The organism is Lentilactobacillus sp. Marseille-Q4993, assembly GCF_951230165.1.
In the GTDB taxonomy this organism is placed as follows: domain Bacteria; phylum Bacillota; class Bacilli; order Lactobacillales; family Lactobacillaceae; genus Lentilactobacillus.
This window is the reverse complement of sequence record NZ_CATNVB010000045.1, coordinates 1-11,530: the sequence shown is the minus strand read 5'-3', so window position 1 is coordinate 11,530 and position 11,530 is coordinate 1. Positions and strand designations below refer to the sequence as shown.

At 39.7% G+C, this 11,530-nt stretch carries 10 protein-coding genes; 4 read left to right on the top strand and 6 right to left on the bottom strand.

Going from position 1 to position 11,530, the window contains the following annotated elements:
- Positions 1-727: 727 nt before the first annotated feature.
- Positions 728-2,443: a hypothetical protein gene (locus QOW94_RS10510; RefSeq protein ID WP_283680410.1), complete on the bottom strand. Its 1,716-nt coding sequence runs from the start codon at positions 2,441-2,443 to the stop codon at positions 728-730.
- A 182-nt stretch (positions 2,444-2,625) separates the two neighbouring features.
- On the opposite strand from QOW94_RS10510, the gene QOW94_RS10505 reads away from it, so the two are divergent.
- The 3 genes from QOW94_RS10505 (at position 2,626) to QOW94_RS10495 (ending at position 4,885) form a co-directional block, all read left to right on the top strand.
- Positions 2,626-3,855 carry an SGNH/GDSL hydrolase family protein gene (locus QOW94_RS10505; protein ID WP_283680409.1) on the top strand — a complete coding sequence of 410 codons (1,230 nt, stop codon included), beginning with the start codon at positions 2,626-2,628 and terminating at the stop codon, positions 3,853-3,855.
- 141 nt (positions 3,856-3,996) lie between these two features.
- Positions 3,997-4,275 (top strand): autorepressor SdpR family transcription factor, encoded by a 279-nt coding sequence (locus tag QOW94_RS10500; RefSeq protein ID WP_283680408.1) that lies wholly within the window; start codon positions 3,997-3,999, stop codon positions 4,273-4,275.
- Positions 4,262-4,885: a DUF1648 domain-containing protein gene (locus QOW94_RS10495; protein ID WP_283680407.1), complete on the top strand. Its 624-nt coding sequence runs from the start codon at positions 4,262-4,264 to the stop codon at positions 4,883-4,885. Before QOW94_RS10500 ends, QOW94_RS10495 begins: the two co-directional genes overlap by 14 nt.
- Positions 4,886-4,932: 47 nt before the next feature.
- Here the strand turns inward: QOW94_RS10495 and QOW94_RS10490 are convergent, their stop codons facing one another.
- The 5 genes from QOW94_RS10490 to QOW94_RS10470 all read right to left on the bottom strand — a co-directional run bounded on the left by QOW94_RS10490 (position 4,933) and on the right by QOW94_RS10470 (position 9,948).
- Entirely contained in the window at positions 4,933-5,841 is a 909-nt protein-coding gene (locus tag QOW94_RS10490; protein WP_283680406.1) for a DMT family transporter, read from the bottom strand.
- Between the two features lie 116 nt (positions 5,842-5,957).
- Positions 5,958-6,713: an ion transporter gene (locus QOW94_RS10485; RefSeq protein ID WP_283680405.1), complete on the bottom strand. Its 756-nt coding sequence runs from the start codon at positions 6,711-6,713 to the stop codon at positions 5,958-5,960.
- 122 nt (positions 6,714-6,835) lie between these two features.
- Complete coding sequence (locus QOW94_RS10480; RefSeq protein WP_283680404.1) at positions 6,836-8,218, bottom strand: S-layer protein; 1,383 nt, start codon at positions 8,216-8,218, stop codon at positions 6,836-6,838.
- An 862-nt stretch (positions 8,219-9,080) separates the two neighbouring features.
- Entirely contained in the window at positions 9,081-9,488 is a 408-nt protein-coding gene (locus QOW94_RS10475) for a hypothetical protein (protein WP_283680403.1), read from the bottom strand.
- A gap of 220 nt (positions 9,489-9,708) precedes the next feature.
- Complete coding sequence (locus QOW94_RS10470) at positions 9,709-9,948, bottom strand: hypothetical protein (protein WP_283680402.1); 240 nt, start codon at positions 9,946-9,948, stop codon at positions 9,709-9,711.
- A gap of 219 nt (positions 9,949-10,167) precedes the next feature.
- On the opposite strand from QOW94_RS10470, the gene QOW94_RS10465 reads away from it, so the two are divergent.
- The coding region (locus QOW94_RS10465; RefSeq protein WP_283680400.1) for an ISL3 family transposase at positions 10,168-11,530 on the top strand (1,363 nt) is incomplete at its 3' end.

The window sequence follows — 11,530 nt, the reverse complement described above, 5'->3', positions numbered from 1 at the left end:
CGTCTATGGTGTAGCGATATTTAGTCAATATAAAAACTCCTAGTATATGAACCCGGAATTTTAATTGTTTCCGTGTCCAACATACTAGGAGTATCTCCTCCCTATCACACGATTTGACTTTGAGCCACTTTAATCCGAATCATGTGGAAGGGTTTTCTGTTGGGGTTGATACCCGCTTAATAGTTAATGAAATGTGCTATCGCCTCAATTTAATAAATTTGTCTGATCACTCGGTGCAAACGTCGACTCAATTTCTATCTATTATGATTAATTTGCCGAATCCAGACTTTTTCAAATCGTTTATCTATATTACCGAACACAACATTTTCTCGACCAAACACAAGGGACTTCAGCGAATTACATATCTTTTAGAAATTACTTCTTGCTAGTATTCAATGAATGGTCTTTGTCACTCGATCTGCTACAAGTTACTTCTCTCATTAGCTCATCAGCTTTTATTACTTCTAATTAAGTGTTAATAACAGGTCTCGCGTACTACAAAACATAAAACCGTTTCGATTTAATTTTCAAGTTGCAAATGTGAAAACGTTCAAAGCAGGATTTCTAACCCCTGTAACTCTGATCCATTTCCCCTTCCTTGACTATATAATACCATATCTGTAAGCGGTTGCAAGAAAAAGCTCTCGAATTTGAATATTTAATTCAAAAGCCTGTTATATCAACAATAAAAGGCCCCAAGCCGTTAAGCTTGAAGCCTTATTTTAGATTAATGAATTAAAAATTTAAGTGGGTCAAAGATAATCAATCCTAGTACTAATGTTCCAACGATAGACAACGTCACGATAACCGGCATTGAGTCAGAAATTGTAGTTGCTCCGGTCCCAGAGGTTGAATACTTAACCTTCTTGGTTGGAGTAGTTATCGTTACTCGTTTACCTTCACTTGGAATAATCTTACCGGCGTTTGCGTTCTGATCAAGCACCTTTTTGTAGAAGTTATCAGAGAATTTCTTGATTGCAACTACCTTGGCATTACTTTTCGAATTAGTGGAAATTGTCGAATTATCAGATTTTACGCTACCCTTACCATCACCAAAGGCTTTAGCAATCGCAGGAAGGCTGAGTTTTGCTTTAGAACCTTCAACGATTGAAGCCGGTTGGTCGGTTACGCTTTCGCCATTAGATGTAATGTTACCATGACTATCAACGTTAGCCCCAGTTTTAGTATTACTTCCTGGGATCAACTTGTTGATTATTGGCTTGATCACCTTATTGATAATCGTGTTTGATGCCGCTGAACCTTTCTTTCCAATCCCAGCAATCGCGGTAATAATACCTGAACCGGTGTTGCTTGGTGTGGAAGGCTCGTTTATAGCAGCACTTGAACCACTATCGGCATTTGGAGTATTTGGGGTCACAACGCTAATGATGTCCCCACCTGATGTTGAGTTACTTGATGAATTAGTCGAACCGGTTGAACTATTTGAATTAGTAGCTGGCTTCTTGTCATCGGAATTAGTCTTGCCAGAGTTATCATCCTTAGCTGGCGTACTCTCACCATTACCTGATGAACTATTGTTGGCAATCGTACTACTAGAACCGGTCGTGCTACCAGCATCCGAATTTGTAGAGCCCTTATCAGTCGATGTTGATCCAGTATTCCCTGTCGATGAATCACCGCCAGTCGTGGATGTCGATCCGCTATTATCTTTGCTTGGATCAGTTGTTGTACCACTTCCGGATGTTGAACCAGAATCGCCACCAGTGGTTGTTCCACTGCCAGTATCCGTTCCAGTACTGCCACCCGTCGTATTTCCACCGCTAGGAGCAGGAGTAGTAACGACAGTCTGAATTGAATTGCCATCAGGATAGATTGTGGTAGTTGTTGTCGTCACACTACCATCGGGATTAGTCACGCTTGTTTCAAACGTGATTGTTGATCCAGTCCCTGTACTTGTTGAACCGCCGTCTCCAGGATTGGTAGTCGTGCCGGAGCCAGTGTCAGATTCCGTAGAACCTGTATCAGAGCCCGTACCAGTACTTCCGTTGTTAGGATCGGTAGTGGTTCCAGTCGACCCAGAACCAGTATCAGTAGTACTTCCGGTACCGCCAGTGTCTTTGTTGCCTGTATCTCCCGTAGAACTAGAATCACCAGTAGCCGTGGTGTTACCTGAATTATTATTGGTAGTTGAGCTTGATCCAGAACCAGTTGAAGAAGACCCACTACTGTTGGTGTCTCCTGACTCGTTTCCTCCGTTGTGATGCCCATGTCCCCATGGCCACCAAGGATGATTCCAGTCATAGTCTTCAGGCGGGTACGCGAATTTTTCGCTATTTAATTGACTTGTCTGAGCAGTCGCAGTTGATACTTCACTTGTATTCACAGTTGTTTGGCTATCCGTGTCCCCCAACACAGTTGGGCCAAAAGGCATTAATACAGAAGTGGAGCACAACATGGTTGCCCATTTCAAGGTGTTTTTCATGATGTTCCCCCTACAATGACGTCATACATATATACTCGTTCCATACTCATTTTGATATTATCATTCTATATTATACTAGCTCAAAACTCAACCGGTTACCCTATTTTTAAATTAATGTAAGCTTCATGTAACATAAACGTGCTATTCTGTTAATCGTAGAAATATTTTTGAGGAGAATAAGAATGCAAAAAAAGCTTTTATCCACAATTGGGGTTGGAATGGCTTGTCTTGTTTTGGGGACAATTAGCCCAACAAACGTTGACGCCAAGAAAAAAGAACCAACGCCAACAACCGCCACAACAGATAACAAAAAAACAGATACTAAGGACAAAGAAGCAGAAAAAGTTGTTGAACCAGCTGAATTAGTAAAGACAACTGAAATTGAACAACCACTTCCGTACCATATGAAGTCCGGATATGCCTACACATCTTCACAATTGACCCACACGTTAGGCTCTGCTAAGGACCTTGCCAATACCACTTGGTACACGTACAAGAAGGCCGTCATTGACAGAAGCGCCCAGGGCAGCGGAAACTCAGTGTTTTACTACGTTAAGAGTGGTAACGGCCAGCAATCAGCTTGGATCTGGCACGGTAACCTCGAGGGAATCTCTGAAGGGAACTTTGAAATCGGCATGAAGAACAGCGATTACTTTAAAAATCAGAACATCATCACAATGGGTGACTCCATCACTCGGGGATATGATGGTGAGGAAAACTTGGACGGAATGGGTTACCCTGACTGGCTTTCAAGATACCTAAACACTAAGGTTTATAACTACGGTTACAACGGTGCCTACCTCGTATCTGACGAATATGCTTATACTGATGGCGACCTAACCGCTACCGTTAACAAACACAACTTCAAGAACTACAATGTTGCTACGATCGCGTACGGAACTAATGATTACGGCCATACCGATGGTGGCTTAACTGCAATTCAAGATACCCTTCGCCAAAACATTCGTAAGATGAAAAGTGAAAATAAGGACCTGATCATTTACGGGTTCCTACCAACCACTCGATTTGATAACAATGAAAACTCAGACAACGTTATTGGTAAAGGTGGATATACCATCAACGACCTTCGCGATGCAGAAGCTGCAGTTTACAAGGAATTCAACATTCCATACCTCGACTGGCGTGAAGTTGATCCTGGTTTAATTACTACTGCCAATCGTAAGGATCGTCTCTGGGACTGGAGATTACACCCATGTGCCAAGACATACCAACTAATGGCTAGAGACATTGCTAAATTTATGATCGATAACTATCCAGATGATAAGAAACCAGATACTGAGACTACCAAAGCGAATAAAAAGACAACATCAAAAACAACCAAGAAGACCACTAAAACCACTACTAAAAAAGTGGTAACTACTAAGAAAGCCACTACCAAGGATACTAAGTAGGTAGAAAGAACGCTACGAAAAATCGTAGCGTTTTTGTTTGCAACCTATTTAGAAAAAATTCTAAATAGTTCTTGCCTTATTTTTATAAACAGGTTATATTCTATTTAGAGATATTTCTAAATAGAATTGGAGGTTTTGCTAATGGGAATGAATGAATCAATGAAGGCGTTAGCTGATCAAGTGAGACGCGAGATTTTGGAAACCCTGAAGAATGGTCCCAAAACCGCTGGTGATATCGCCAGCACGTTTTCCTTAACCAACGCCACCGTTTCCTACCATCTCAAGATTCTTAAAAAAGCAGGCTTCATTAGCGAATCAAAAGAAAAAAACTTCATTTACTACGAATTAAAAACATCCGTGTTTGAAGATATTCTCCGTTGGTTCAGTGATTTAGGAGGTAATGATAATGATAAACATTAAGCGAGCTGCCATCATCAGTGGTCTTATAACATTTTCCCCAATTATTTTTGGTATCATTTTTTACGGTCAACTCCCAGCAAAGATGGCCATTCACTTTGGAATTAACGGCAATGCAGACGGGTTTGCCCCAAAAGCAGTTACGGTTATTCTTATCCCCCTTTTAATGCTGCTACTTCAATTGATAATGATATTCACATACAAGTTCAGTACTCGCTACCAAGCCAGAATGTTAAGAATGGAATGGCTATACTTTTCTATCATTCCTGTGACCAGCGTGGTCCTTTACCTCGTCACAATTTACTACAACCTTGGCAATCACATTGATATTCGCCGAATCGTCGTCTTCTTAGTTGCGGTGATCTTCATTGCCCTTGGTAACTACATGCCCACCCTATCTTATGAGCAGCAACGAGTGATTCATCCCCTTCAAATCATCCGGAGCAAGAAGCTATGGCTTAAAGCTAATCGGAGAAACGGCTACATCATGTTCTTTGGTGGCTTTATCATGTTAGTAAGCTTGTTTTTAAGCCCAATCATCTCCATGATTGCCTTATTAGCTGTGATTAGTTGTCTAATCATAAGTTCGCTATTTGGGTTGATCAGTCATTAATAAAACGCCCCTACCATCGCAATTGTGCTGGTAAGGGCGTTATTTTATTAAGCTTTCCCTCGTCGTTGCAAAATAATAATTGCTAAAACAACGATAAATGATCCAATCAGTTCAACCACGTTAAACTCAAGGTGCAAGAATAGCAAACTCAAAATAAACGTAGCGACCGGTTGCACCGCATCAAGAATGCTGACAACCGCCGAGGGGGCGTAATCCAAACTGTGAAGTAACAGTAAGAATGGCAAAATCGTACCTAGTAAAATCACCGTCGATAGTGCGGCCACCGTTGAAACATGAATCGGTGGAACGTCCACCCAAAAAGGATGGTGGATGTTAAACAGCAGGCTACCAATAATCAGCGCCCAGCCAAGAACAACTACTGGCGAATGATCACGAGTAACTGGTTTTGGTAACACCACGTAAAAAGCAGCTGTGATTCCTGACAAAATCCCCCAAATCAACGCGTTCATCGGTATCGCTAACGAATGAATATTACCGTGAGTAATCGCCAGGAACACTCCAAGGAGAGCTAATAAAAAGGCAATCAGATCACTTCTAAGTGGAATTTCTCGTTTGAATAGAAAACCACCCACAACGATAAACAAAGGACTCAGATACTGCAATATTGTGGCCGCAGTAGCCGTTCCCGTCTGGACGGCAAAGTAAAACGTGTAGAGATTAGCCATCAACCCAAAGATTGCATATGCCAGCAACCATCCAAGTGAATGCCATGACTTAAAAACATCAAAAATTCTCATCTTGTATTTAAAAGCCGCGATAATAATCAATACAAGCCCAGCAAAAAACGTTCTTGTGGATAGATACCAATCAGCGGGAATGTTCTGTCCCTGAGAAATAATCTGCAGAACCGTTCCCGAAACACCCCAGAAAGTTGAAGCCAACAAAGCCAAGGCAATTCCCTTGCCGACGTGCTTTTGAACTAATTTATTTTCCATAATTTCAAATCCTTATAAAAAAATCTAGAACCGTAACTATGAAAGTATATCGATTCTAGATTAATAAATAAGGAATTTTTAATTGGCGACTTCTCATTAATAGAAATAATAAGAAATCATTTATTGTTATCTTGTTGGCTTAGCTTATCTATCTTATGCCTAAGAGCCACGTTTTCCTGTTCAATTCGATCCATTTTGGTTAAAATACGGTCCAACTTTTCCTCTTCCTTTTCCACTCCTCGATGAGCAAAAAAGTTAGTTAGCGAACTCGTCAGCATCCCAATCACTCCGATTCCCAATAACATTAACAAAATTGCCGCAAACCTGCCGACCGTTGTGTGAGGCGAAATATCACCATAACCAATCGTCGTTACCGTAATCATCGCCCACCACATCGAGTCAGTCCAGTCGACTCCTTCGGCAACTGAATAGAGTGATGATGACACAAAAATTATACTGAGACTAGCCAAAATGAGCCACGATAGTCCAGTAGTATCGAGAAAGACCCGCATATTCCGCTGAAATTTACCGATAACTCCCGCTAATCTGAACACCCGAAGAACCCGAAGTAGTCTAAAGACCCGACTAACTCGAAAAATCGAGAAAACAATGTCAAACGGAATGATGGCAAGTAGGTCAAAGATGTTATCCCGAAAGAATTTAACTTTATCTTTGGCTAAAGCTAGCCGCACAAAGTAATCAACGGCAAACACAGCCAAGATTGAATCATCAATGATCGACCACGGTTCCGTTCTAATTTTGATTGAGCCATCCATGTCCGTATACAGCATCAAGATTGAAATCACAGCCAGAATCGACATAAAGATCACGTATAATTTGTAACTCAGCATTTTTGAATTCTTTTCAATCACTTGAAATACCCCGTAAAAAGCTTTTTGTTTTTATTATACGCTACCCACCAAACTCAGTTTGATAAAAATGGGCAAAAGAAAAAGCAATCCGAAAAATGGATTGCTTTTTGAAAAACTAGGAATTAACCAACGTAGTTAGTGTTACCAGTTTCAGTTGTTGATGATGGTAATTCAGAAGCTTTAACGTTTTCGCTACGAGTGAATACTAATTGAATAGCTTCACCTGGCTTCTTGTCCTTGTTAAGGGCAGCGGTTGCAGTAGCATCGTATGCATATGTGTATACATAACCGTTGTTGTTAGCAATCTTTTGGCCGAAGTAGTAACCGTCTTTTTCACCCTTAAACAATCCAGCAACAGTCTTAGTAAAGAAGTCTGAACCAAATGCTGACGTTGAATCACTAGTAAAGTTAGCTTGTTGGTCAGCATTTAACTTAGGATAACCAGAGTTAAAATCTGATGATGATAATGTGTATGCTGCAGTACTACCCTTTGTAGTGTTGTATGAGAATGATACTTTAGAAGTAGCAGCCTTTACAACCTTAACGTATTGGGTGTTACCAAATGAAGCATCAGTGTTTTGGAATGCACTGAACTTGTAACCTGCAGGAACATTGTTTTGAGCAAACTTGCTCAAACTTTCGCCCTTAACGTTAACAAAATTGCTGTTTGCAACAGTGTTTTGTTTTGCAGTAGTACTTGTTGTAACGAATGTCTTAGTACCTACTTGAACACCGTTAGCATCAAGATAAACAACATTTACGCTGTTATCCTTAGTTGCAGCTGGATCAGCAGCGTCAGCCTTAACTAAACCACTTGCCAATACCCAACCGTTAGCGTTAGCGTTCTTTGAGTCAGTTGCCTCAACGTAAACCCAAGTGTCGCCTTCGTTAGTACGAGTACCAGTCTTAGTAATCTTGAAAGTAGCATCCTTCAATGAAGTTGAGTCAGTGATTTGACGACCAACTTTGTATTGAGTCCATGCTGGTGCCTTGTAAGTTACTTGCTTGCCATCGTTTGCAGTACCAACAGTAGCGAACTTCCAAGTAGTAGCAGTTTGGTCAGCTGAGACTTTGCCTTCCTTGAAAGTATCAACAGAAGCTAATCCACCGTTGAAGGCAGTAGTATCCTTACCACCGTAAACCCATCCACGGTAGTTACCATCGAATGATACCACCTTGTAGTATACTGAACCACGGTTAGTAGTTGCTACACGGTATGCACGGAAGTTAGCCTTTGATGAAGTCTTTGATGATACAAGACCCTTCAAAGTAGTCTTTGATGCAACAACACGGGCACCCTTTAAAGTACCAGCCTTGGTGTACAAAGCGTTTGAACCGTTTAATGTAACGTTACGAGTAGTAGCGTCAGTTGTTAATTGCTTGTTAGTAGCAACCTTAGCATAAGTCTTTGCTGAAGCTGATTGAGCGTTAGCTGCGCCAGCTGCGGCGATAAAACCTAATGCTGCCATTCCTACGAACAATGATTTCTTTAAGCTGTTTTTCACTATAAATTCCTCCTATGGACTATTAGTAACCTCAAAGATTGACTATAATTTTACACCCTTATTCAAGCTTATGATTTTACAGCTTTATGAACAAACGCCCGGCTTTATTGCGACAAGATTACAACACCATCACAATCAAATAAAATACTTAAGGCTAGCTTAATAACCTTAAATATTCATAAAATGGTCATATTTACTCTGTATTATAAATATTAGTTAAAACTATTACCTGTAACTTATATGTTACATTTACAAACCACTTATGATAATTTTACATATAATAACCAAATAAGAATTACCAGAATCGAAAATAATTCTGAAATCATATCGACCTTATACTGAACTTAAAAAGAGGAGCCCAAATTGCTGATGCAATCTGAGTTCCTCTTCTTTGATTTATTAAGTTGAATGATCGAACTTAATCACTTGATGCTATCAAACACTTGCTTCCAACTTGATGGTGCAATTGATTTTTGAGCCTGGTTGTTAAGTTTCTTGGTAACTTTGTAATTTATGGCAAGATTTAAACTGCCTGCATTTAATGATCCAGCAAATGCCTTAAATTCATAGTGCCATACTTCATAGTTAGTACCAAATCTATCAATCGTCTTGAAGTCCTTTATAAAGCCATCACCAGAAACAACTTCAAGCCAGTCTTTTGTTCCTTCATTTATATTTTGCAGTGTAAACCACGGCGCAACAACAATGTTGCACTTAGCACAAATTGATGTAAACCACTAATTTACAAAAGAATTAAACAAGCATCCAAAATAAGTTACACGGGGTAAACCGTTTGCGAAATTAATATAAATCGCTCATAGTCGCAACAAAAAAACCAGTGAAGTTTTTTACTGCAACCGACTTATTTTTCCGCCACATTATACAGCACCTTGCCCTTGTCCACCTTCAACAAAGGCTTCTTGCTATCTTTTGTCTTAACCTTGATATTAGCGTACTGAGGATTTTCATAAACACCCTTGAATTCTTTCGATTTCTTCACCACACCACTGACCAAGTCGCTCCACTGATCAGAACCGCCCTTTTTAGCGTCCCTAACAGCCTTACTAGACTCATCTAACTTAATGGTAGCTCCCTTATCCTTGTCGACCTTAACCGACGGTTTTTTGCCTAATTCAGGCCGTTCTTCAAGAAGGGCTGACTTCATTTCTCTCTGAATCTTCGTATGGGATGGACCATCTTGTAAAACTAAGAATTTGGCCATCACCATTGGCACCAAAAATACCGCAAACACTGCAATCACCTTTTTCAAAGTAGTATTACTTTTATTATTCCCGTGCTTCATTATTCGACCGTAACCTTTCACAACTGACTTTTTACAAACAATATTATACTTATAGTTTGCAAAGACTTCAAAAAAAGATTAAGACTCCTTCTCTTGCTGTTTCATTTCTGTCTGAATATCTTAGTATGAGACCGAGCTTTTTGGTCGTAACAAGTAAATAGACCCGCAGCTTGAGCAAATACATAAGTTAAGGAGAACCAAATAAAGCAATAATGGCCCAAATCGTCCCTAACAACGATTGCTTACCATCCACGTAGATTCCAAATGCCATCGAGATAAAGCCATAAATCAAAATAAAGAAGTTCAAGAAGGTTACTGGAACAAGATAACTCAGTGACCACGTAGCAAACATTGCCGCATTGGCAGGATTATCCAGCATAAAGTGGAAAATCCCGGACACCATCATCAACATTGCAAGCATCAACACCGGAATGTTCTCTCTCATGGAAAAAAGGTAATTTATTTCCAAAACAAATAGGACATCACTGTCCCATATGCTAAGATTTAGGTTCTACAATATCTGTTGTTGGTGATAGATTTTTTCTATCACTAATGGCAGATTTTTTGTATATTCTAAAGAGGTACAAAAACGGAGACCTTCCGTTTGAAATCACCCGACTAAAAGCGTTCACAGAAAGGAATCCACATGGATAATATTAGCAAAGATTTACTGAAAATAAAAGACGAGAATATAACTTTGGTTAGTAGCTCAGTTGGTACTGATGGCGTAATTAGAATTCAAGCTACGCTTGACTATACTCCTAAGGCTTGTGAGCATTGTGGAGTAATTAATGAAGGCCAAATAACCAAATACGTTTGGCGAAAAACTACCATCCGGTATCCACAATCAATCAGAAGCCCAGTAATTCTAAATTTGAAACACCGTTATTTCTGTTGTAAAGAAGATGCCGGTAACCCACACTACTTCTTAGCACAAACGAGTATAGTCCCGAAAAACTGTACTATCTCATACGCTGCTCGAAAACTTTGTTTAGAAAAACTGACGGATGAAGTATCTATGAAGCACATCTCAAAAGAAATATCTACTTCCGACAGTTTGGTCGGCCGTCTTATGATGCAAGCTGAGCGTGACTTCGAACCCAATTTAAACTTCTTGCCAAAGGTTATATTAGTTGATGAGGTTAAAACCACAAAGTCAACCGAAGATACCATGAGCTTTGAGATAATGGATGGTGAAACGCATGAGCTGATAGACATTTTATCTTTTAGATCATTACGCAAGCTGGTCAAGCATTTTAGGCGATACACCGATTTTGCGCGGGAAAATGTAAGAATCATTGTGACTGATATGAACTATACCTATCCAAAATTAATCGACTCCGTCTTTCCAAACGCAGCCGTTGTAGTGGATAAATTCCATATAATCAATGATCTCAATCGAGCTTTCAATAAAAATAGAATTAAGGTCATGAAAGAATTTCCCCATTCATCTCGTGAATACAAAGCGCTTAAGCGCTATTGGAAACTATTATTAAGACGTTATGAAGAGCTCGATTATGAACATTACCGGAAATGGACTTATTTCCCATATTCGATGCCTGAGGTTGATGTAGTTAGAGCTATTATCCATCTAATTCCAGAATTTAAGGAAACTTACAAGGTACTAAATCAACTGTATCAAGCAGTTAAGGATAAAGACTGGAACAACTATAACATCGACTTGAAAAACACCGAAGGATGTTCAGAAGAGATGCAAGTAGTGCTTAACCATCTTCAGCAGTACCACGATGAGATACAAAATACTTTCGATCACAACTACACGAATGGACCACTGGAAGGTACAAATAATAAAATAAAGCTTATTAAACGCAGCGGGTACGGTTTTAGAAACTTCTTTAGATTCAGAGTTAGAGTATTATTCGGCTGTACACTTTTTAGTGTGATAGAGAAATCTATCGCACTATTTTTTTGGACGCAAAAGGACACCTGTCCCTTTTGCTATAATGAATTCACCACAAACCATTTAGAAAAGAGGAAAACAGATGTCC